The 20,806-nt window shown below is 67.6% G+C and carries 21 protein-coding genes and 3 riboswitches; of the genes, 13 read left to right on the top strand and 8 right to left on the bottom strand.

What is annotated here, in order from left to right; translation table 11 throughout:
• Position 1 precedes the first annotated feature (1 nt).
• Complete coding sequence (nrdH, locus tag DSD19_RS06865) at positions 2–223, bottom strand: glutaredoxin-like protein NrdH (RefSeq protein ID WP_075787780.1); 222 nt, start codon at positions 221–223, stop codon at positions 2–4.
• Between the two features lie 110 nt (positions 224–333).
• A riboswitch (cobalamin riboswitch) is annotated at positions 334–554 on the bottom strand.
• A 272-nt stretch (positions 555–826) separates the two neighbouring features.
• Positions 827–1,023: riboswitch (cobalamin riboswitch) on the top strand.
• A gap of 111 nt (positions 1,024–1,134) precedes the next feature.
• Here nrdH and DSD19_RS06860 point away from each other — a divergent pair.
• Entirely contained in the window at positions 1,135–2,364 is a 1,230-nt protein-coding gene (locus DSD19_RS06860) for an aromatic ring-hydroxylating dioxygenase subunit alpha (protein ID WP_113669045.1), read from the top strand.
• Between the two features lie 5 nt (positions 2,365–2,369).
• The gene (locus DSD19_RS06855) at positions 2,370–3,446 is read left to right on the top strand and encodes a hybrid-cluster NAD(P)-dependent oxidoreductase (protein WP_075787800.1); all 1,077 of its coding nucleotides are present in this window, start codon (positions 2,370–2,372) and stop codon (positions 3,444–3,446) included.
• A 24-nt stretch (positions 3,447–3,470) separates the two neighbouring features.
• On the opposite strand, the gene DSD19_RS06850 is transcribed toward DSD19_RS06855, so the two are convergent.
• The 3 genes from DSD19_RS06850 to DSD19_RS06840 all read right to left on the bottom strand — a co-directional run bounded on the left by DSD19_RS06850 (position 3,471) and on the right by DSD19_RS06840 (position 5,997).
• Positions 3,471–4,091, bottom strand: a complete 621-nt coding sequence (locus DSD19_RS06850) for a response regulator transcription factor (RefSeq protein WP_243627777.1) — start codon at positions 4,089–4,091, stop codon at positions 3,471–3,473.
• 41 nt (positions 4,092–4,132) lie between these two features.
• Positions 4,133–5,440 (bottom strand): LapD/MoxY N-terminal periplasmic domain-containing protein, encoded by a 1,308-nt coding sequence (locus DSD19_RS06845; RefSeq protein WP_243627771.1) that lies wholly within the window; start codon positions 5,438–5,440, stop codon positions 4,133–4,135.
• 68 nt (positions 5,441–5,508) lie between these two features.
• Positions 5,509–5,997, bottom strand: a complete 489-nt coding sequence (locus DSD19_RS06840) for a hypothetical protein (protein WP_113669042.1) — start codon at positions 5,995–5,997, stop codon at positions 5,509–5,511.
• Between the two features lie 346 nt (positions 5,998–6,343).
• On the opposite strand from DSD19_RS06840, the gene DSD19_RS06835 reads away from it, so the two are divergent.
• From DSD19_RS06835 to DSD19_RS06785, 11 genes are all read left to right on the top strand, one after another.
• Positions 6,344–8,242, top strand: coding sequence for a methanol/ethanol family PQQ-dependent dehydrogenase (locus DSD19_RS06835; RefSeq protein ID WP_113669041.1), 1,899 nt, complete (start codon positions 6,344–6,346; stop codon positions 8,240–8,242).
• Positions 8,243–8,331: 89 nt separating this feature from the next.
• Entirely contained in the window at positions 8,332–9,168 is an 837-nt protein-coding gene (moxJ, locus tag DSD19_RS06830; protein WP_113669040.1) for a methanol oxidation system protein MoxJ, read from the top strand.
• 10 nt (positions 9,169–9,178) lie between these two features.
• Entirely contained in the window at positions 9,179–9,712 is a 534-nt protein-coding gene (gene moxG, locus DSD19_RS06825) for a cytochrome c(L), periplasmic (RefSeq protein ID WP_113669039.1), read from the top strand.
• Between the two features lie 53 nt (positions 9,713–9,765).
• On the top strand, positions 9,766–10,083 hold the full coding sequence (locus DSD19_RS06820) for a methanol dehydrogenase (RefSeq protein ID WP_075787711.1): 318 nt from the start codon (positions 9,766–9,768) through the stop codon (positions 10,081–10,083).
• 118 nt (positions 10,084–10,201) lie between these two features.
• Positions 10,202–11,221, top strand: a complete 1,020-nt coding sequence (locus tag DSD19_RS06815; protein WP_113669097.1) for a MoxR family ATPase — start codon at positions 10,202–10,204, stop codon at positions 11,219–11,221.
• On the top strand, positions 11,218–12,102 hold the full coding sequence (locus DSD19_RS06810) for a hypothetical protein (RefSeq protein WP_113669038.1): 885 nt from the start codon (positions 11,218–11,220) through the stop codon (positions 12,100–12,102). Before DSD19_RS06815 ends, DSD19_RS06810 begins: the two co-directional genes overlap by 4 nt.
• Positions 12,099–12,935, top strand: coding sequence for a nonribosomal peptide synthetase MxaA (locus DSD19_RS06805; RefSeq protein ID WP_243627769.1), 837 nt, complete (start codon positions 12,099–12,101; stop codon positions 12,933–12,935). The genes DSD19_RS06810 and DSD19_RS06805 overlap by 4 nt, the downstream gene beginning before the upstream one ends.
• Entirely contained in the window at positions 12,932–13,945 is a 1,014-nt protein-coding gene (locus DSD19_RS06800) for a VWA domain-containing protein (RefSeq protein WP_113669037.1), read from the top strand. The genes DSD19_RS06805 and DSD19_RS06800 overlap by 4 nt, the downstream gene beginning before the upstream one ends.
• Positions 13,942–14,493 carry a hypothetical protein gene (locus DSD19_RS06795; RefSeq protein ID WP_113669036.1) on the top strand — a complete coding sequence of 184 codons (552 nt, stop codon included), beginning with the start codon at positions 13,942–13,944 and terminating at the stop codon, positions 14,491–14,493. Before DSD19_RS06800 ends, DSD19_RS06795 begins: the two co-directional genes overlap by 4 nt.
• Positions 14,490–15,461, top strand: a complete 972-nt coding sequence (locus DSD19_RS06790; protein ID WP_113669035.1) for a VWA domain-containing protein — start codon at positions 14,490–14,492, stop codon at positions 15,459–15,461. Before DSD19_RS06795 ends, DSD19_RS06790 begins: the two co-directional genes overlap by 4 nt.
• Entirely contained in the window at positions 15,458–15,985 is a 528-nt protein-coding gene (locus DSD19_RS06785; RefSeq protein WP_113669034.1) for an SRPBCC family protein, read from the top strand. The genes DSD19_RS06790 and DSD19_RS06785 overlap by 4 nt, the downstream gene beginning before the upstream one ends.
• 490 nt (positions 15,986–16,475) lie before the next feature.
• Here the strand turns inward: DSD19_RS06785 and DSD19_RS06780 are convergent, their stop codons facing one another.
• The 4 genes from DSD19_RS06780 to DSD19_RS22035 are packed head-to-tail and all read right to left on the bottom strand — an operon-like array spanning position 16,476 to position 19,706.
• Positions 16,476–16,886, bottom strand: a complete 411-nt coding sequence (locus tag DSD19_RS06780) for a pseudoazurin (protein ID WP_075787717.1) — start codon at positions 16,884–16,886, stop codon at positions 16,476–16,478.
• An 11-nt stretch (positions 16,887–16,897) separates the two neighbouring features.
• Positions 16,898–17,659, bottom strand: a complete 762-nt coding sequence (locus tag DSD19_RS06775; protein ID WP_075787718.1) for an ABC transporter ATP-binding protein — start codon at positions 17,657–17,659, stop codon at positions 16,898–16,900.
• Positions 17,656–18,708, bottom strand: a complete 1,053-nt coding sequence (locus DSD19_RS06770; protein ID WP_207802428.1) for an iron ABC transporter permease — start codon at positions 18,706–18,708, stop codon at positions 17,656–17,658. The genes DSD19_RS06775 and DSD19_RS06770 overlap by 4 nt, the downstream gene beginning before the upstream one ends.
• Positions 18,709–18,710: 2 nt before the next feature.
• A complete protein-coding gene (locus tag DSD19_RS22035) occupies positions 18,711–19,706 on the bottom strand; it encodes an ABC transporter substrate-binding protein (RefSeq protein ID WP_207802427.1) in 996 nt (331 codons plus the stop codon).
• A 115-nt stretch (positions 19,707–19,821) separates the two neighbouring features.
• A riboswitch (cobalamin riboswitch) is annotated at positions 19,822–20,013 on the bottom strand.
• Positions 20,014–20,806 lie beyond the last annotated feature (793 nt).

The raw sequence follows: 20,806 nt of genomic DNA, 5'->3' as shown, positions 1-20,806 counted from the left end.
GTCAGGCCAGCCGACCGATCAGGTCCGGACGGAACCCCGCCCAGTGATCCTCGCCCGCAATCACCACCGGCACCTGCCGGTAACCCAGCCCGGTCACATGGCTCAGCGCCGCGTCATCTTCGGTCAGGTCGATCACTTCATAGCTCAGCCCGCGCGCCTCAAGCGCGCGTGTCGTGGCCGTGCATTGCACGCAGGCCGGTCTGGAATAGACGGTGATAGTCATGTCTCGCCCCATATGTCTGCCGTTTCCTGTCGGACCTTGGGACACGAGAGCCATGGCGACGGGGCGGCCCGCCGCGAATCGCACACGCACCCCGAGGCCCTCCGCCTGTGGTTGTCGCCGTCCGTCATGGCAGGTCTCCTGGCTTGCGGGTCGACACTTGGCTGGCCTTCCCGGACCCCGATCCCCTGATGGATTGGCCCAGTGGCGTCGTCAGCTTCGCTCGCCGCTCACAGTTGCGGGGGCAGCGCCGGATTTGACCCATACGGGCCTGCACCGGCTTCCCTCTTTCGTCCCCGGGTCGCCCCGGGAAACCATGACTGGATCACCATCTCTCGATCCCCTTCGGATGTCAATATCTGGTGTTCCAGATCCTCAGATTTACGACCTGTTGGGTGCAGGGCCGAAAGGGCTGGCGCCGGCACGTGGACCCGTTTCTTTGGTGGAAGGTCTCCCAATCGCCTGAAAAACCTCCGTCCGGTCTCGCGCAGCGATCCTGAAGCTTCCGCTTCGACCCAATGGCGCGCGTCCCGGCCCGGGGATCGGCCTTGTTCGCGAATGCGATGGCCGAAGTCGTTTTCCGGCCATCGGCTGCCGCCCTCTGCGATTAGAATCGTTCCGCAAGGTGCCGCCGGTGACGGCGGAGAATTGGGAAGCCGGTGCAGAACCGGCGCTGCCCCCGCAACGGTAACGGATGGGCAGGCACGGCGAAGGCCACTGGGAAAGCCTCCCCGGGAAGGCGCCGCGCCCGGCTGAAAGGCCACTCCGAAGCCCGGAAACCAGCCTTGCGCGAGACGCAAGCCGCGGGCGGCGGCGCAGGCGCTTGACGGGCTGTGGCGGTATGCCGGGGCCCGGACGGTTTGCGCTCCGCTCGCTTCGGAAACCGCCGCGAAACATGCGGCAAGGGGCAGACCATGAAGCACGACCTCTCGCATTTGTTGGCCGCACAGAAACCGGGACAGGCGCTGGACCGTCCGTTTTATACCGATCAAGGCGTTTTCGAGGCCGATCTCCAGACGATCTGGTATCGCGAGTGGCTGTTCGCCATTCCGAGCTGCGAGCTGGAAAAGCCCGGCTCCTACGTCACCCACAAGGTCGGCGCCTATCGCGTGATCCTCGTGCGCGGCGCCGATGGCGCGATCCGCGCGTTCCACAATTCCTGCCGCCATCGCGGCTCGATCATCTGCAAGGCGGCCCGGGGCAACGTCCCGAAGCTTGTCTGCCCCTATCACCAATGGACCTACGAACTGGACGGGCGGCTGCTTTGGGCGCGGGACATGGGCGCCGAATTCGACGCCTCGGCGCACGGCCTGAAACCGGTTCACTGCCGTGAACTGGCGGGGCTTGTCTATATCTGCCTGGCCGAGGAGGCGCCCGATTTCGACGCCTTCGCCGATCAGGTCCGTCCCTACCTCGAGGTGCATGACCTGACGACGGCGAAGGTCGCCCACGAATCCACCATCATCGAGAATGGCAACTGGAAGCTCGTCTGGGAGAACAACCGCGAGTGCTATCATTGCAGCGGCAACCACCCCTCCCTGTGCCGCACCTATCCCGAGGACCCCCGCATCACCGGCACCGACGGCGATGCCCTGCCCGAACCCGTCAGGGCGCATGTCGCGCGCTGCGAGGACGCGGGCATTCCGGCACGGCTTCGCCTGGCAGGAAGCGGGCAGTTCAGGGTCGCGCGGATGCCGCTGCTGCCCGGTGCCGAAAGCTACACGATGGACGGCAAGGTGGCCGTGACCCGCCCGCTTGGACGGTTGCCGTTCCGGGATGCCGGGACCTTGCTTCTGTTCCACTATCCGACGACCTGGAACCATTTCCTGTCGGACCATTCCATCGTCTTCCGCGTGACACCGGTCTCGGCACGGGAAACCGAAGTCACGACCAAGTGGCTGGTACACAGGGACGCGGTCGAGGGGCGCGACTATGACCTCACGCGCCTGACCGAAGTCTGGATCGCCACCAACGACGAGGACCGGCGGGTGGTCGAGGACAACCAGCTGGGCATCGACTCGCCGGCCTATGTGCCGGGGCCCTATTCGGCGGTGCAGGAATCGGGCGTGATCCAGTTCGTCGACTGGTATTGCCGGACCCTCGCCGAAAGGACCGGGGCGCCGTCCCGGATCGCGGCGGAGTGAGCGGGATGACCGATCTCTCCGGCCCGCAGGCCCGCTCGATCTGGTCCGATGACGAGATGCTGGAATGCGTCTCGGTCATCCCCGAGGTGCCGAACACGGCCACCTTCACCTTCCAGGCGCCCTCCGGCGCGCTTTTCGACTATCTGCCGGGGCAGTTCCTGACGCTCGAGATCCCGGTTCCGGGCGGGACCGTGCACCGCACCTACACGATCTCGTCCTCGCCCTCGCGGCCGCGGTCGGTCTCGGTCACGGTCAAGGCGCAGGCGGCAAGCCTCGGCACCCGATGGATGCTCGATGAGCTGCGGCCGGGCATGCGCCTGAAGGCGTTCGGCCCGGCGGGCGTGTTCAGCCACCTGAACCATCCGGCGGCGAAGTACCTCTTCATCTCGGCGGGCTCGGGCATCACGCCGGCCATGTCGATGACCACCTTCATGTTCGATCTGGGCACGGTGCCCGACATCGTCTTCGTGAACTGCGCCCGCAGCCCGTCCGGGATCATCTTTCGCGAACGGCTGGAGCACATGGCGTCGCGGGTTCCCGGCATCGACCTGAAATGGGTCGTGGAACGGCCCGATCCGTTCCGGCCATGGACCGGGTATCGGGGCGTGTTCAACCAGCTGATGCTGGGCCTGATGGCGCCGGACTACCTGGACCGCGAGGTGTTCTGCTGCGGCCCCGAGCCGTTCATGCAGACGGTGCGCGACGCGCTTCAGGGCCTTGGATACGACATGGACCGCTATCATCAGGAAAGCTTCCAGGCGCCGGCCGCGACCGCCGACGAGGTGCCGGACCTCGACGACGTGGTCCCCAGCGAGGATGCAGAAGTCGAACTGACCTTCGCCCGGTCCGGCGTCACCGCGCGCGCGTCCGAAACCGACACCATCCTGGCCGCCGCGCGGGGCGCCGGGCTGAACATTCCTTCGGGCTGCACCTTCGGCGTCTGCGGCACATGCAAGATCAGAAAGCTCTCGGGCGAGGTGCATATGGTGCATAACGGCGGCATCTCCGAGGACGACATCGCCGCCGGCTACGTGCTTGCCTGCTGTTCCCACCCGATCGGAAAGGTCGCGGTCGATGTATGATGGCGAAAGCCGCGCAGATCCGGGTCAGGCCCCCTCGAAATAGCGGATCGCCTTCACGACGAGGTCGCCAAGGCTCGACGCGCCGAGCTTCGACTTCAGGATCAGGCTGACATTCGAAACCGTCTTGTAGCTGATGCAGGCCCGCGATGCGATTTCACGATAAGAAAGACCCTCTGCGATCAGACCAAGGATTTCTTCCTCGCGCCCCGTCAAATGAACCCGTGCGCCGCCGCCCGTCACTTCCATCAGTGCAATCTTGCGGGCGAAATGCGCGCCCACATGGTGACGACCGGCCGCAACCTCCTCGAAGGCGAAGCAGATATCCCGCGGCGGCGAATCCTTGTTGATGATCCCGTGCGCACCGGAATTCAGCGCGCGGCGGGCAAGGACGGCGCTGGTATGCATGGTGAAGACGAGGATCGGCAGCCGACGGTCGGCGCGCCTCAGCCGTTCGATCAGCTTCAGGCCGGCGGTCTTTCCCTCACCCAGCGTCAGGTCCACGACCACCAGGCCCGGCCGCTCGCTGCGCCACAGACGCCACCCCTCAAGCGCGGTGGCGGCACAGAGGATCTCGCAGGGCATCCGGCCGCGCACGATCCGGCCCCAGCCTTCGGCCACCACCGGGTGATCGTCGACGATCAGCACTTTCAGGTCCTGGCGGGCAGGCGGCATGTCCTGTGCGAGGCTCATGATACGGGCATCCTCAATTCGGTGACGGTCCATCCTTCAAGCCGCGCGGGGGGCAGATATTCCGCACCAAGAGCCAGCGCGCGATCCCGCATTCCGGCGATGCCGAGCCCGGGGTCGGGGCTTGCCTCCCGCAACCCTGTCCCATTGTCGGCGACCCGTGCGGTCAGGGCGCGCTTTTCACGCCAAAGACCGATCTCGACCCTGGAGGGCTGGCCATGGCGGAGACTGTTCAGGACGCTTTCGCGCACGAAGCGATAGATCGAAAGCTCGGCCATTTCGTCGGCGCGGGCCTCCGGATCGGCGGACAGCACGAATTCGGTGCCGGGGGCGGTGTCGTTGAAGCCCGCCGCCAGATCCGCCAGCAGATCGAAAAGGGTCGCCTCGCCCGCAATCATCGGCCTGAGATCGTTGATCGCGGCCCGCGCGCTTTTCTGGACCGCGGCGGTATGGCGCATGACGGCACCGACCGCATCGCGCAGCGGCGCGGCGAAAGCCTCTGGCACTGCGCCAAGGTGATGTTCGACCTCGCCAGCGGCCGCGTTCAGGGCAAAAAGCTCGGGGCCCATCTCGTCATGCAGGTCCGAGGCGATCCGGGCACGCTCGGCCTCCGCCATGGTCATGAGCCGGCTTTGAAGCAGGGCGTTCTCGCGCCGCTCTGTCTGCAGGTGGCTGGCCAGGGCGTTCACGCCTTCGGCCAGCGCCGCAAGCTCGGACAAGGGTCCTTCGGGGGCGCGCAACTCCAGCCGGCCCGCGCGCATTTCTCCGATAGCGACCAGCACCGCCTCCAATTGCCGCAGCACGAACCGGGTCAGCCCGACGCTGAGCAGGCCCATGCCAAATCCGGTGCAGGCGAGGATGGGCAGAAGGATGCGGAAATCCTCCCAGACCTCGGCGATCTCGTCCGATGGGTCGGTCGTGACCGTCAACGCCCCCAGCACGTTCGGATAGCGGGCGACCAGGAAGCGGTCGCTGTGACCGGGGGGGCGCATCAGCGCCGCAAACCAGCGCGGAGCGGTTCCGTCGGAGGCCCGGCTTCCTTCGGTCCGGACGGCCGCCTGGCCCGAGATCTCCTCGAACGTGGCGGCGACGTGGCGGCGGGCGTCGATCTCTTCGGCCAGCTCGCGCGCCTGATCGACCGGATCCCCGCCCCCATAGCCCGACGGCAATCGCAGGACCGCCGCCGCGCGGGCCAGTTCGAAGGCCGAGCCGGTTTCCTCGCGGACAGCCTGGCGCGCATTCAAGATCAGGGCCCCGGCCACACCGACGCAAAGCGCGGCCGCCGCGAGGATGGACACAGCGGGCACGAGCCGCCCGATCGGCACTTGCCGCCTTGACGCCACTTGGGCAGGCGCGTCCGTGCCGGATGCGCCTGTCATCTGCGCAGATGCTCAAGAGCTTCGGTCAGCGCCTCCTCGTGGGGCAGGCCACGGTCGCGAAGAACCCGGTATCGCTGAACCAGCGGCCCGATGCTGGCGCGCCTGTCCTTTTCACCGGCGCCCGCTGCCAGACGAAGAAGAAGGGAAGGCAGGTCGGTGCGCGGCGCCTCGTGCCACACTTGCACCACACGGTTCGCGATCATGCGCGGGCTCTCGCGATACCGCGCCGCGACAGCTGGAAAGCTGGCGGCAACGCGACCGGGATCGCTGCCCGTGACGCGGGCCAGAAACGCCGCAGGGTCCTCGGCGTCGCCTGCCGCGAGCCACAATCCCGGGGCCTCCGTCACGCCGGACCCGGCATCCCTTGACGGTGAGGCGAGGGTTCCGCCCCCGTCCTCCTCTTCCTTGCAGCCCGCCAGCCCGAGCGAAAGCGTTAAAGCCAAGGACAGCGCCCGGCCGCCGCGGCTCAGGCAAGAGCGTTGCATTGGTCCTCCCGTGCCGAAAGCAGATTCGTTCCCGGCCTTCGTTCCCGGGAACGGTAGGGCCTTCGCTGGGAATGGGGCAAGCTCAACGGCTTAAGCACAAGGTCTAGGTTGTCAGACCTTGGTCTGTATCGCGTCGGCCGAAGGGCGTGAATCCGGGGAAAATGTCCCGTGGAGTTTTGGGAAAACCACCCAAAGACAAGGCCCGTGGACTGGTGCTCAAATCTCTCTGCAGCCGGTGCGGCAGGAGGAGGCCGCCCCGGAAAAGACAGCGGCAGAGGATGCCCGATAACCGTCCGAAATAAGCAAGCGGCAACGTCAGAGCATTGCCGCGAGAGGGAGGAAAACCATGATCTGCATCAATCGATGCCAGGGACGCACGTCAGGTCTGGCCATTGCCGCGGTGCTGGGCACGACCCTGCTGGCGGCCGCCCCGGCCAGGGCGAATGAAAAGCTCGTGGAGCTTGCCAAGGATCCCGCGAACTGGGTGATGACCGGGCGCGACTACAGCGAACAGAACTATTCGGAGATGACCGACATCAACAAGGACACGGTGGCGCGCCTGCGCCCGGCCTGGTCCTTCTCGACCGGTGTGCTGCACGGGCACGAAGGCACGCCGCTGGTGATCGGCGACCGTATGTACGTGCATTCGCCCTATCCCAACACGGTCTTCGCGCTGGACCTGAACGAACCGGGGCGGATCGTCTGGCAGAACAAGCCCAAGCAGGACCCGACCGCGCGAACCGTCGCCTGCTGCGACGTGGTCAATCGCGGGCTGGCCTACTGGCCCGGCGACGACGAGGTCGGGCCGCTGATCTTCCGCACTCAGCTTGACGGCCATATCGCCGCGCTCGATGCCGAGACCGGCGAGACCCGCTGGGTGATGGAAAACGCCGATATCGCGGTCGGCGCCACCCTGACCATCGCGCCCTATGTCATCAAGGACATGGTGCTGGTGGGATCGTCGGGGGCCGAGCTGGGCGTGCGCGGCTATGTGACCGCCTATGACGTCAAGACCGGCGAGAGCCGCTGGCGCGCCTATGCCACCGGCCCGGACGAGGACATCCTTCTGGCCGAGGATTTCAACGCCCCGAACCCCCATTACGGGCAATGGAACCTCGGCACCGAGACCTGGGAGGGCGACGCCTGGAAGATCGGCGGCGGCACCAACTGGGGCTGGTACGCCTACGACCCGGACGAGGAGCTTTTCTATTACGGCTCGGGCAACCCGGCGCCCTGGAACGAGACCATGCGCCCGGGCGACAACAAGTGGACGATGGCGATCTGGGGCCGCGACGCCGATACGGGGCTGGCGAAATTCGCCTATCAGAAGACGCCCCATGACGAATGGGACTACGCGGGCGTCAACGTGATGATGCTGTCCGAACAGCCGGACAAGGAGGGCAACATGCGCAAGCTGCTGACCCATCCGGACCGCAACGGCATCGTCTACACGCTGGACCGCACCAATGGCGACCTGATCTCGGCCGACAAGATGGACGACACCGTGAACTGGGTGCGCGAGGTGCAGCTCGATACCGGCCTGCCGGTGCGCGATCCCGAATTCGGCACGCGGATGGATCACAATGCCCGCGACATCTGCCCCTCGGCCATGGGCTATCACAACCAGGGCCATGACAGCTACGACCCGGAACGCAAGCTCTTCATGCTGGGGATCAACCATATCTGCATGGACTGGGAGCCCTTCATGCTGCCCTACCGGGCGGGGCAGTTCTTCGTGGGCGCCACGCTCAGCATGTATCCCGGGCCCAAGGGCGACCGGCAGAACGGGCTGGGGCTGGGCCAGGTCAAGGCCTATGACGCCATCACCGGCGAGATGAAATGGGAGGCGATGGAGCGCTTCTCGGTCTGGGGCGGCACCATGGCGACTGCGGGCGGGCTGACCTTCTACGGCACGCTCGACGGCTTCATCAAGGCACGCGACAGCGATACCGGCGAGCTTCTGTGGAAGTTCAAGCTGCCCTCGGGCGTGATCGGCCATCCGATGACCTACCGCCATGACGGTCGGCAATACGTGGCCATCAACTATGGCGTCGGCGGCTGGCCGGGCGTGGGTCTGGTCTTCGATCTGGCAGACCCGACCGCGGGTCTGGGCTCGGTGGGCGCGTTCCGGCGGTTGCAGGAATTCACCCAGATGGGCGGCGGGCTGATGGTCTTCTCGCTCGATGGCGAGAACCCCTATTCCGATCCGAATGTCGGCGAATACGCCGTCGGCGAGGACATCTGAGACGACAGCTCGGGCATGGGACGCACCCCGTGCCTGACCTGACATCCCCCCAGAAAACCCAACAAACCTAGGAACGGAAGGAGGACAAGATGAAACGGATTCTTGCCATCGGCGCGTTCGGCAGCGTGCTTGCCGCCGCCCTTCCCGTGGCGGCCACGGCCCAGGAGGCCGGCGACACCCTGCGCGTCTGCGCCTCGACCAGGGATGCCCCCTTTTCGGATCGGCAGCTCGACGGCTTCGAAAACCAGATCGCCCGGATCATCGCTGACGAGGCCGGGCTCGCTCTGGACCTGGTGACGGTCGACAAGGACGCGATCTTCCTCGTGCGCGACGGGATCGAGACCGGACTTTGCGACGTGATCGTCGGCGTCGACGCGGGCGACGAGCGGCTTCTGACGACGGAACCCTACTACAAGTCCGGCTATGCCTATGTCTCGCGCCAGGATCGCGGTTTCGACGGCAGCAGGTGGCAGGACATCGACCGCGAGGGCCTCACCACCTTTGCCTACCGCTATTACGGCCCGGCTGAAACGATCCTGAAATATACCGGACGCTACGAATACAACCTCATCTACCAGGCGTCGCTGATCGACTTCGAGGACCGGCGCAACCGCTATACCCAGGTCCCGGCCAAGCGGGTGGTCGACGAGGTCGCGGCAGGCACCGCCGATATCGGCATCCTCTTTGCCCCCGAGGCCGCCCGCTATGTCCGCGATTCCCGTACGCCGCTGACGATGACCCTGATCTCGAACGACATCGAACGGTCGGACGGCGAGATCATCCCGCTGCAATATGCCCAGTCCGTCGGGGTCTCGAAGGACCATCCCGAGCTTCTGGCCGTGATCGAGGCGGCGCTGAAATCGGGCCGGGACCGGATCAAGGCCGTCCTGGACGCCGAAGGCATTCCCACCGTACCGCTCAGTTGAGAGACCCGTCATGAGACCGTCCGTTCCGCTTTTCGCCGCAGTCCTCTGTACCGCGACCGCTCTCGCAGCCTTTCCGGCCCCGCGTTTCTACCACACGGTCGAGGGCACACCGCTCGATTTCGACCTGGCGATGGAGGAAGGCCGCGAGACCGAAGCGGTCCAGACCTTCATGGAAACCGGGATCAACATCTACAACGAGGACCCCGACATCCTGCCCGACGCGGAAAGCCTCTTTGCCAGCATGTGCTCGGGCTGCCACGGCCATTACGGCGAGGGCAAGATCGGACCGGGGCTGAACGACGATTACTGGACCTATCCCCGCAACGAAGAGGATGTCGGTTTGTTCTCGACGCTTTTCGGCGGGGCGACGGGGCAGATGGGGCCGATGTGGGGCAAGCTGACGCTCGACGAGATGCTGCGCGTCATGGCCTGGGTCCGGCACCTTTATACCGGGGCGCCCGAGACGGCGTTCTGGCTGACCAGCGACAAGCGCGCGAGCTTCACGCCCTTCGACCCCGGCACCCGGGAGGACGGCGGTCTCTGACGCCATTCCGGCCGATCGCAAGACGGCAATTCGAACAACCAAGGGAGGAAATGATGAAACCGATCGGACCCATCGCCCTGGCCACGGCCGCCCTCTTTCTGGCAGCCCCGGCCTTCGCCTATGACGGCACCAACTGCAAGGCGCCGGGGAATTGCTGGGAACCCAAGCCGGGCTATCCCGACAAGGTCGCCGGGTCGAAATACGACCCGCAGCACGACCCTGCCGAACTGTCCCGGCAGGGCGAAGCGATAGCGGCAATGGAACAGCGCAACGCCTGGCGCGTCCACCATTTCCGGACCACGGGCAGCTTCGAATACAATGTCAGGAAGATCCCGGGCTATGACGAGTCCGCCCAACCTCCGGCAGAGTGAGCCCCGGGGTGGCGCTGCGCATGGGAGCCCGCAAGTTGGTTCTCCCGCGGGCATTTCAACTCCGCCCATGCGCAGCGCCCTTTTCGAGGCCGCGGGGATGCTGAAAGACAGCGACCACATGCCCTCCGGCATGCGGGACTGGCGCAGCCGGTTCGCCGAGGCCGGAGCCGCCCTGAACGGAACCGTTCTCGGCCAGGAGGAGGCGGTCCGGCTGATCCTTCTGTCGGTGCTCTGCCGCGGCCATGTCATGCTGGCGGGCGATGTCGGCACCGGCAAGACGACGCTGCTGCGCGCCGTGGCCCGGGTGATCGGCGGCCCCTATGCCCGGATCGAGGGCACCGTCGATCTGCTGCCCGCGGATCTGCTCTACACCGCCCATATCGACGAGGACGGCCGCCCGCGGATCGAACCCGGACCGGTGCTGTCCGAGGGCGGCGACCTCTCGGTCTTCTTCTTCAACGAAATCAACCGGGCGCGGCCGCAGGTTCATGCTCTGTTGCTGCGGCTGATGGCCGAACGCAGCCTGACGGCGTTCCGCAGGCAGGTCGATTTCCCCCATCTTCAGGTCTTCGCCGACCGCAACCGGATCGAGCGGGACGAGACTTTCGAGCTGCCCGCCGCCGCCCGCGACCGCTTCATGATGGAGATCGAGGTGAATGCTCCGGCGGATGCCGGGGACCGCATGGCACTGGCTTTCGAGACCCGGTTTCACGACACCGGCCAGCTGATCGCCACCCTGCCCGAGGGGCTGCTGCCGTTCCGGGCCCTGAACGATCTGGCCGTCGCGATCCAGGAGGAGGTGCATGCCAGCGACACGCTCAAGCGCTATGTCCACGATCTTTGCGAGGCGCTGCGCGATCCGGCCGCCGCCGGGCTGAAGATCGAGGGCGCCGATCCGGCGCGGCTGGTCCATGGCGGGGTCAGCCCGCGCGGGATGCAGGCGCTGGTGCGCGCCGCCCGCGCCGCCGCCTGGGCCGGGGGGCGGGACGCCGTGCTGCCACAGGACGTGCGCGAGGTGTTCGGCCCGGTGATGGCCCATCGCACCTTCCTGACCCCCGCGAACGAGCCGCGCCGCGCGCGCCTGATCCCCGCCCTGATCGGCGCCGCTTTCGATGCCGTGCCGGTGCCAGCCGCATGAGATCCAGCCCCGAGGTGCTGCCGCTCTTCGATCTGCTGGCCTGGCGGCTGGCGCGGGCCCTGCCTGGCCTGAGGACCGGAGACCATCCCGCACGGATGCGCGGCGCGGGCGGAAGCTTCGCCGATACCGCGCCCTTCCTGGCCCATCCCGACCCGCGGCGTCTGGACCTGCGGCGGACCCTGACCGATCCCATGGGAACGCTGCAGGTGCGGCGGTTCCAGTCCCGGGTGGACCTGACCCTGTGGGTGCTGCTGGATGCCTCGGCCTCGCTTGGCGCAGGGGCGCGGTCGGACCGCCCGGGAGTGGCAGCGCTTCTGGCCGCGGGCCTCGCCCAGGCCGCCTGGCGCGGCCGCGACCGTTTCGCGCTGACCGCGATGGCCGGGCAGGACCGGCTGCTTTCGGTCCCGCCGGGACGGCAGGCCGGACAGGCCGCGGCACTGGCCGCCGCACTGGCCGCCGCACTGGCCGACCTGCGCCCCGATGGCTGCGGCACAGCGGGGCTGGAAGAGGCCGCCCGCGAAATCCCCGGGGACCGGGTTCTGGTCGCGGTGATCTCGGATTTCGACCATGCCCCGGACGAGCTGCGCGGCTTTCTGGCCGCGCTCGAACCCCGCCCCGTGCTGCCGTTCTGGCTGCGCGATACCGGGCTCGAGGCGCCCCCGGGACAGGTGGGCCTGGCGGCGATCCGCGACCCCGAAACCGGGCGGCGGCGGATTGCCGTGACGTCGCGGGCCTGGGCGGACCGTCAGGCCCGAGAGGCGGCCGGGCGGCGCCGGGAACTGCGCGGGGTCCTTGCCGAATTCGGCCTGTCCCCGGTCGAGATCCGCGATCAGATCAGCGTGTCCGATCTCGCCGCGGCGCTTTCCGAGGTGGCGTTGTGATCCGGCTGGTGCTCGCCTTTCTGGCGCTGTCGGCGGGGGCGCGGGCTGCGCCGGACGGCCCCCCGCGGGAATACGGCTGGTGGCTGGGCGACCAGCTCGTTCAGACCGTGACGCTCGATCTGCCCGAGGGCGTCAGCCTCGACCCCGCCTCTCTGCCCCGGCCGCGTGGCGTGGCCTACTGGCTGGATCTGGTGCGGGTTGAGGCGCACGAAACCGCCGGGACGGCAAGGATCACGCTGGTCTGGCAGAATTTCTACAGCGCCCTCGAACCCAGCCGGCGCGAGGTGCCGGCCCAACCGGTCCGGCTGAGCGACGGCAGCCTGCGCGACTTGCCGGGCTTTGCCTTCGTGACCGCGCCGATCCGGCCGATCCGGGCGCCCTCGACCCAGGACCAGATGCGTCCCGATCCCGATTTCCGGCTGGTCGATCCGGGGCCGTCCCGGCTGGGTCTCGTCCTTTCGGGGGCAGGGCTGCTGTCGGTGGCGGCAGCACTGGCGTTCCATCAGGGGCTGTGGCCCTTCCACCGCCGCCCCGCGCGCCCGCTGACCCGCGCCGCGCGGCAGCTTTCGCGAATGCGGGGCGCCGCGCCGGACGAGGCGGCCCGGGTCCTGCATCGCGCGCTCGACGCCACCTTCGGGCGGGTGCTGATCGGCGCCGAGCTGGACCGCTTTATCGTACAGAGACCCGAGTTCCGCCCGGTGCAGGACCGCCTTGCGACCTTCTTCGCGGCCTCGGACGCGCGCCATTTCGGGCGCGGCGGCACCGGCCCGGAAACGGCCGGGATGCGGGATCTTGCCCGGGTTCTCTCGGGGATCGAAAGGGGTCGGCGGTGATCGGGGTCTCGGCCCCCCTGGCGCTGGCGCTGCTGCCGCTGGCATTGCTGCCGCTTGCCACGCCATGGCTGCGCCATTCGCGCCTGCCGCGGCTGGACCTGCGCCCGCCGGACGGGCGCTCGGCCGTTGCAGATCCGCTGTTGACCGGGCTTGGCATGGTGGCGGTGGCGGCGCTGGTTCTCGGCATCGCGGGGCTGCATCTGAAGGGCGGGACCGTACCGCACCGGGGCAGCGGCACCAATCTGGTGCTGCTGATCGACCGCTCCTCCAGCATGGACGAGACCTTCGCCGGCCGCGCCCCGGATGGCACCGAGGAAAGCAAGTCCGATGCCGCCCGCCGCATCCTGCTGGATTTCATCGGCAAGCGGCCGGACGACCGCACCGGCATCGCCGCCTTCTCGACCGCGCCGCTGCCCATGCTGCCCCTGACCCGAAGCCGCAGCGCACAGACCGCGGCCATCGCCGCGCTGGACGAACCGGGGCTGTCGCAGACCGATATCGGGCGCGGCCTCGCGCTGGCCCTCGGGATGATGGACGGCACCACCGCGGCCGGATCGCGGGCGGTGCTGATGGTCTCGGACGGGGCCGGGGTGATCGCGCCCGAGGTGCAGGAGGCGCTGCGCTGGCTGGCGGCACGGCAGGAGGTTCATCTTTACTGGCTCTATCTGCGCAGCGAGGGCGCCAAGAGCCTGTTCGAGGTGCCGCGGCCCGGCAAGCCCGACACGCCGCAATTGCGGCCGGAACGGCATCTGCATCTGTTCCTTCAGCGGCTGGGCGTGCCCTATCGTGCCTTCGAGGCGGAAAGCCCGGATGCCGTCGCGCGTGCCGTCGAAGAGATCGGCCGGATGGAGACGCGCCCGATCCTGACCGACCGCGCTGTGCCACGCCGCGACCTGTCCCGCGCGGCCTTCATCGTGGCGGGCGCCGCGGCGCTGCTGCTGGCCGTGGCGCGAGGCCTCGAACGCCCCTGGGCCCCGCGGACGCCACTGCCGCCGGTGCGTGCGGAATGAGACGCGCCCTGCCCGCCTTGCTGCTGCTGGCCGCGCTGGTCCTGTCCGGTCTGACGCTGCATTTCGCCCTGAGCTATGCCGCCGCCCTGCGCGACAATGCCACGATCCGGGCGCTGCATGCAGGCCGGGATGCCGAGCCGCGCCCCGGCGCCGGGTCGCAGGCGATCCATGCCCGCGTGCTGTTCCTTTCCTGGCGCGGCCGCATCGCCGAGGCCGAGGCGCTTGGTCCCGCTCTGGCGGCGGCCGGTCCGGGCCTGCGGTCGGGGGCCTTCCTCTCGATCGGCAATGCACGGCTGCGCACTGCCTTCGAGCTGATCGAGACCAACCGGGTCGATGACGCGATCCCCGAAGTGACCCTGGCCAAGCAGGCCTATCGCGCGGCACTGGCGGCCTGGCCCGGCAATTACGACGCCAAGGTCAATCTGGACCTCGCGATGCGTCTGGTCCGGGACATGCCGCGCCCGGGCGCCGACGAGAGCGAGGAGCCAGAGACCCGGCCGCGCCAACTCTGGACCGATCTGCCGGGCCTTCCGCGGGGGGCGCCATGATCGCGCCACGGCGCCTTCTGCCGCCCCTGCTGGCGGCGGGGTTCGCGGGGCTGGCGGCGCTGAACCCGGCCTGGCCGGTCACGCGCGATCTGCGCGATGCGCTGATCGTCATCGACATAACCCGTTCGATGAATGTCCGCGACATGGCGGGCCGGTCCCGGCTTGATGCCGCGCGGGCGGTCCTGCGCGACTGGATCTCCCGGCAGCCCTGCGGCACCCGGGCGGGGCTTGCGGTCTTCACCGAGCGGCGGACGTTGACCCTGATCGCGCCCGTCGATGTCTGCGCCGATTTCGCCAGCCTTGATCGTGCCCTGGCCGCGCTCGACTGGCGCATGGCCTGGGAAGGCGACAGCATGGTCTCGAAAGGGCTGAACCACGGGCTTGCCCGGGCGCGCGCCTTCGGGGTTCCGCTGGTTTTCGTCACCGACGGGCATGAGGCACCGCCCCTGCCCTATTCCGGGCCCGAGACGTTTTCCGGCGACTGTCCGGGCGGCGTCATCGTCGGTGCCGGGGGGGACGTGCCCGCCCCGATCCCGAAATTCGACGACGATGGCCGCGAGGCCGGATTCTATGGGCCGGCCGACGTCCAACATGCCCCGGCGCGGCGCGGCCCGCCCCCCCCCGATGCGGCCTCGCGGCCCGGCTTTCACCCTCGCAACAATCCCTATGGCGAAGCCGATCTGGACGGGACCGAGCATCTTTCGGCCCTGCGTGCCTCCCACCTCCGCCGACTGGCTGCGCCCTGCGGACTGGGTGTCGTTCGGCTTTCGGAGGGACCTGCCGCGCTGGACGCTGCGATGGCGGCCCATGCCCCGGCCCGAACTGTCACGGTCCGCCGCGGATTCGCTCCGCTCTTTGGCCTGTTTGCCCTCGCCGCCCTTGTGGCAGGCTGGGCCCCCCGACATCTGCCTCCGCGAAACGGGCGGTCGCGCGCTTTTCCTGCCCCACAAACTGGAGATATCCAATGAAACGCCTCGTCCTCGCCGCAACCGCGTCGCTGCTCTTCGCCGGTTCCGCTCAGGCGCATGGACCGACACCCCAACGTGCGTCGGCGTCGGTCCATATCGAGGCCGATCCCGATGCAGTCTGGGAAATCATCCGGGACCCGGGCCGACTGCCCGCCTGGCATCCGGAGGTGGCTTCGGTCGAGATGGACGGAGAAGGGCGCGGCGCCAGACGGCTGGTCCATTTCGCTTCGGGCGGCAGCGTCACCGATGGCATAGACGATGTGAACGAGACGGACCGGACGATCCGCTGGCGACTGGCGCGCGAGAATACCGAAGCGTTTCCAGCCAGCTACTACACCAACGACATGAGCGTTGCCCCCGAGGGCAATGGATCCGGCGTTACCTGGAAAGCGAGCTTCTTCCGCGCGGATACCACCAACGAACCGGACGAGCGATTCAGCGATGCGGCCGCCACGGCAGCGATGGAGACGTATATCGCCACTGGACTGAACGGGCTCAAAAGGGTTCTCGAAGGCCACGACTGATCTTGGACGGCGTCTTCTCCTTGCCGAATTCATGCCCACGAATGCCAGGTGACCGCGACAGGGTGGGAAACGGCCAGGGACGGCCGTTCGCCATCGATATCGCAGCGGCGCGCAAAGGTCAGGCGCGCCACTTCGCGCCGCCCTTGCCCGGAAAGCCTGCGTGTTGCTCGGCGGCGACGCACTGCCCGCGCCCGGTTTCCTTCGCGTGGTTGAGGGCAAGGTCGGCCCGAAGACGCAGGTCGACCGGATCGGCGGCATCGTCGGGACAGATCGCTGCGCCGAAGGACGCCCCGGGATAGACAGCTTACGACCCTGAGAGCGCAGACTGCCGCGGCGAAGAGGTCGAGATGCGGCTTTCGAATGCGCCAGGTTCAGCGGCCCGGCGAACGGTGTCTTTGTCCATGGCGACGCCCCGGGGCGTGGTGAAGCCGATGGTGGCCATTGGGTCTTGCTGCAAATTCGGGGTGCGCCCCCGACCTGAACCCGGGCCTTATCGGCCGAGCAGGTCCGACATCCGCTCTCTGGCGCGATCTGGCAGACCATCCGGAAGAGGCGCCGCCCCGTCGACCTCTCCCACATCGACGATCATCACCATGCCCATGGCATAGTGCGGCGAGCATTTGATGCCGTAGCGCCCCTCGACCTCGAAGATCACCGCGATCTCTTCGTCGATCTTGCCGATGAAGCGATCCGCACCCTCTGGCAGCATCTCGGGAATGGAGGCCGCGTTGTGGCCGCGCTGCGCGGGAAGGAAGCGCACGGTATCGCCGGGCGCGATCTCGAGATAGGCGGGCTCGTAGATCATGGCGCCGGTCTCGCCGCGGGTCAGCATTCTGACCTCATGGGTCTCGGCGTGTCCCGCAAGGGGAATCAGGGCAAGCAGGCCGGCGAACAGGCGCATGGGGCGATCCTTTAGAGGGCATGAGAGAAGTGAAGGCGTGGCGATCCGTCCGGAGCGGCATGGCGCGTCGCAGCGACGCCGAAGACCTCGGCCAGAAGATCCTCGTTCAGCACGTCGCGGGGCAGACCCGTCGCGACAAGCCTGCCCCCGGACAGCACGCCGATCCGGTCGCAGGCCGTGGCCTGGTTCAGATCGTGCAGCGCGATGACACGGGTGATGGGCAGTGCCCGGACCAGCGCCATGAGCGAGAGCTGATGCCGGATATCGAGATGGTTGGTCGGCTCGTCGAGGAGCAGGAGCCTTGGATCCTGCGCGAGGGCGCGCGCGATGTGGACGCGCTGGCGTTCGCCACCCGAGAGGGTATGCCAGAGACGACCGGCGAAGGCGGTCATCTCCACGGCCGTCAGAGCGGCCTCGACCGCGGCCTCATCGGAACGCCCCCATCCCCGAAGGGCAGACAGGTAGGGGATGCGCCCCAGGTCCACCGCTTGCCGAACGGTCAGACGGTCCGTCGTATCGGCCTGTTGTTCGACGAAGGCGATGCGCCGCGCGCGGTGCCGGGCGGGCATCCGCGCAAGATCTGCATCCTCCACCAGAATGCCGCCCGAGGTCGGACGCTGCAGCCCCGCGAGACAGCGCATCAGCGTGGATTTGCCCGATCCGTTGGGGCCGACGAGGCCGAAGAGTTCCCCGCGTTCGATGCGGACCGAGATATCCTCCAGCAATGGCGCGCGGTGGATCCTGGCCGACAGGCGCCGCAGCTCGACCTTCATTTGCGCGCTCCGTGCACCAGGATCAGCGCGAAGGCGGGGGCGCCCACAAGCGCGGTCACCACCCCTATGGGCAGAACCTGGCCCGGCACGAGAATGCGGCTGATCACGTCGGCCGCGACCAGAAACACCGCCCCGGCCAGCGCCGAGGCAGGCACCAGCCGGTCGTGACGGGCGCCCACGAGAAACCGCATGGCATGGGGCACGACGAGGCCGACAAACCCGATGGCACCCACTTTCGACACGAGCACCCCGACCATGACGGCGGTCGCGGCGATGAGGCTGCCGCGCAGCGCCCGGACGTTGATCCCCAGAGAGGCGGCCCCGTCTGCCCCGAAGGTGAAGGCGTCAAGCCCGCGCCGGTGCCACAGGCACAGGGCGACGCCCGCAACAGAGACAGCCATGCAGGCGCCCACGTCGTCCCACCTGATCCCCGAAAGGTTGCCCATCAGCCAGAACATGATGCCGCGCGCCTGTTCGGCATTGGCAGACCGGGCGATGATGAAGGCGGTCAGCGCGTTGAACAGCTGCGAACCGGCGATCCCGGCGAGGATGAGGGCGGCGGCGGCCTGTGTTGCGCGTCCGCCTCCCACATCCCCGCTCACGGCTCGGGCCAGAACCGCGACACAACCGAAGGCAAGAAGCGCCCCGGTCAGTGCGCCAAGCGACATCGAGATCGCGCCGCCGCCCAGGCCCGCCACCGTCACCAGCACCGCCCCGGTCGAGGCGCCTGCCGAAAGGCCCATCAGGTAGGGATCTGCCAGCGGGTTGCGCAAGAGCGCCTGAAGAACGACGCCGGTCAGCGCCAGCCCTGCGCCGCAACACGCCGCCACCACGGCGCGTGGCAGGCGATAGCTCCAGATGATCCCCGCCTCGATCCCGTCCACCGGATAGCCAGCGCCCCACAGGTGGTTTGCCAGCGTCCTGAGCACCGTGACGAACGGCAACCGGGTCTCGCCGATTGCCGTCCCGGCCAGGATCGTCATGCCCAGAACGACAGGCGCAAGCCAGAGGCCGCGCCATGTCACCGCACGCACGGGCACAGCCTCCATGGTCATTCGAAGGACATCTTCGAAAGCGCCTCGGACAGCGCCTGCAACCCGTAGATCGACCGCATCGTCGCGCTCATCGCGTGGGCGTCCATCTGCACGATCCGCCCGTCCCGCACGGCTGTCATCTGGCTCGCGACCGGGTCGGTGCGCAGGAACTCCAGCTTCTTCTCCACGTCGTCTGCCGGGAAGCGGCGGCGGTCCATAGAGGCGACGACGATGATGTCGGGATCGGCGCGGGCGATGCTTTCCCATCCCACCGTCGGCCATTCCTCATCGGACTCGATGACGTTCTCGATCCCAAGCTTCGACATCATGTAGCCCGGCGCACCGAGCCGCCCGGCGACATAGGGGTCGATCTCGAGATCCGCCGAAGAAAACCAGAACACCGCCGACAGATCTTCGGGCAGTTCAAGTTCTTCCGCGCGCGCGATCGCGGCGCTTTCGGTGGCCTGCAGATCCGAGACCAGCGCATCGCCCGCGGGCTGCACATCGAAGATCGCCGCCAGTTCGCGGATCCCCTTGTAGACGGACGCGGTCTCGAAGGCGCCGGTGCGCGTTCCATCGCCGCCGGTGGAATTGTCCTTGGTGTCGCAATCGGCGGGCAGGATGTAGGTCGGGATGCCGACTTCGTGGAACATTCCGCGCGTGGCCACGATGCCGCTTTCGCCGACATGCCATTCGTACTGCACCGCGACCAGTCCGGGTTTCTTGCCGACCACGCTCTCGAAGCTGGGATCGTTATCGGCCAGCCGCTCGATCCCGTCGTTCACCTCTGCGTATTCCGGCAGGACCGGATTGAACCAGACCGACGTTCCGGAAACCTTCGGCGCAAGGCCAAGCGAGTACAGGATCTCGGTCGCCGACTGGCCGATGGTCACAACGCTGTCCGGGGCGGCGTCGAAGGAGACCTCGAGCCCGCAATTTGTCAATGTCAGGGGGTAATCCGTTTCCTGCGCGTACAGTGGCAGGGCTGCGCCGACCAGCAGTGCGGCGATCATGAAAGTCGGTTTCATCCGATCCGTCCCGTCAGATAGGACCATCCGGGACGAGACGCGAACCGAATACGGCAGGGCGGCCACATAAGGTTTCCCGCCCCGGTACACCCCGTCCGGTCGTGGTTTCACTCTCGTCGGCAGGTCTCCTGACTGACGGGTCGCCGCGCCTCTCGCCTTCCCGGGTGTGACCCCAGTGGCCTATCGAGAGATGCTCGCCGCCTACAGTTGCGGGGGCAGTTCCGTTTCCCGACCGAGGTCGGCACGGATTCCCTTTTCATTCCCGAAGGAAACCGACGCGGCGATCACTGGCAGTTTTCCAGACCCGGGGCAAGAGGCCGGAGACAGGGGCCTGGCAATGGGCCGCCGCTGCCAGAGCTGCCGTCTGAAACGTGGCTCGGTTCTTCCGAACAGGTTTCGGGCTTTTCGAAAGCGGTCTTCCGCCCTGATTTCGCAGCTTCCGCAGCGGCAAGGCAGATGCCGTCCCGTTGAGGGGTGTGGCTGGCGCTGATCGTCGGCGTGATGCTCGGCGCGGGCCTGCGTGATCAGCATGCCGCTGCGGGCAGGCTGATGACGGGATCGTCAGCCCATTGGCCCTATGGTTTCCAGCGTCATGCAGCGGGCGCGCCCTCGGGCGCTCCGGTCCGAACGGGGTGTCCCTCGCGAGTTCTCCGCCAATTGCCATGCTCTCGTCCTGCCGCAGGCACGCCTTTGGCGTGACGCAGTTGCCTTTCGTTCAGAGCAGATGCCCCGGTATCGGTCAGGCGGGACTGGGCGCCCGAAACCCGGTTCCGGTCTTCAACGGCGCATAGGCCGTTCGGGCCATGCGGTTGGCAGTCAGCGCTTGCTGCCGGGCGCGCCGGACAAGACCTCACGCTCCAGCGCGAGTTCTCCGACTATCGCAGTCACAGTCCTTACGCAGGATCGGGCCGCCGTTGCGGGGAAAACCCGCTTATCCCGTCTGTTCAGATTTCCGCAACCACTTCGTTGGCCCGTTCCGCATGGTCCTGAACGGTCAGTCCTTTGGTTCTAGGTCGTGTTGACAAAAGGGATTCCGCTCGTGCGTAGGGTATGATTCAAGCTGGCATCTGCGATGGAGACCAGCT

The organism is Rhodovulum sp. BSW8 (assembly GCF_003314725.1).
Classification (GTDB): Bacteria; Pseudomonadota; Alphaproteobacteria; order Rhodobacterales; family Rhodobacteraceae; genus Rhodovulum; species Rhodovulum visakhapatnamense.
Note: the sequence above shows the minus strand (reverse complement) of the source record. Positions and strands in the feature narration are given on the sequence as shown.

Excerpts from the sequence above, each read along its gene's own strand:
- moxG (WP_113669039.1), top strand. The coding sequence starts at position 9,179 with ATGAGACCGTCCGTTCCGCTTTTCGCCGCAGTCCTCTGTACCGCGACC.
- DSD19_RS06775 (WP_075787718.1), bottom strand. The coding sequence starts at position 17,659 with ATGAAGGTCGAGCTGCGGCGCCTGTCGGCCAGGATCCACCGCGCGCCA.
- DSD19_RS06810 (WP_113669038.1), top strand. The coding sequence starts at position 11,218 with ATGAGATCCAGCCCCGAGGTGCTGCCGCTCTTCGATCTGCTGGCCTGG.
- DSD19_RS06795 (WP_113669036.1), top strand. The coding sequence starts at position 13,942 with ATGAGACGCGCCCTGCCCGCCTTGCTGCTGCTGGCCGCGCTGGTCCTG.
- DSD19_RS22035 (WP_207802427.1), bottom strand. The coding sequence starts at position 19,706 with ATGATCGCCGCACTGCTGGTCGGCGCAGCCCTGCCACTGTACGCGCAG.
- DSD19_RS06835 (WP_113669041.1), top strand. The coding sequence starts at position 6,344 with ATGATCTGCATCAATCGATGCCAGGGACGCACGTCAGGTCTGGCCATT.
- nrdH (WP_075787780.1), bottom strand. The coding sequence starts at position 223 with ATGACTATCACCGTCTATTCCAGACCGGCCTGCGTGCAATGCACGGCC.
- moxJ (WP_113669040.1), top strand. The coding sequence starts at position 8,332 with ATGAAACGGATTCTTGCCATCGGCGCGTTCGGCAGCGTGCTTGCCGCC.
- DSD19_RS06790 (WP_113669035.1), top strand. The coding sequence starts at position 14,490 with ATGATCGCGCCACGGCGCCTTCTGCCGCCCCTGCTGGCGGCGGGGTTC.
- DSD19_RS06860 (WP_113669045.1), top strand. The coding sequence starts at position 1,135 with ATGAAGCACGACCTCTCGCATTTGTTGGCCGCACAGAAACCGGGACAG.
- DSD19_RS06840 (WP_113669042.1), bottom strand. The coding sequence starts at position 5,997 with ATGCAACGCTCTTGCCTGAGCCGCGGCGGCCGGGCGCTGTCCTTGGCT.
- DSD19_RS06785 (WP_113669034.1), top strand. The coding sequence starts at position 15,458 with ATGAAACGCCTCGTCCTCGCCGCAACCGCGTCGCTGCTCTTCGCCGGT.
- DSD19_RS06770 (WP_207802428.1), bottom strand. The coding sequence starts at position 18,708 with ATGGAGGCTGTGCCCGTGCGTGCGGTGACATGGCGCGGCCTCTGGCTT.
- DSD19_RS06820 (WP_075787711.1), top strand. The coding sequence starts at position 9,766 with ATGAAACCGATCGGACCCATCGCCCTGGCCACGGCCGCCCTCTTTCTG.
- DSD19_RS06855 (WP_075787800.1), top strand. The coding sequence starts at position 2,370 with ATGACCGATCTCTCCGGCCCGCAGGCCCGCTCGATCTGGTCCGATGAC.
- DSD19_RS06815 (WP_113669097.1), top strand. The coding sequence starts at position 10,202 with ATGCCCTCCGGCATGCGGGACTGGCGCAGCCGGTTCGCCGAGGCCGGA.
- DSD19_RS06780 (WP_075787717.1), bottom strand. The coding sequence starts at position 16,886 with ATGCGCCTGTTCGCCGGCCTGCTTGCCCTGATTCCCCTTGCGGGACAC.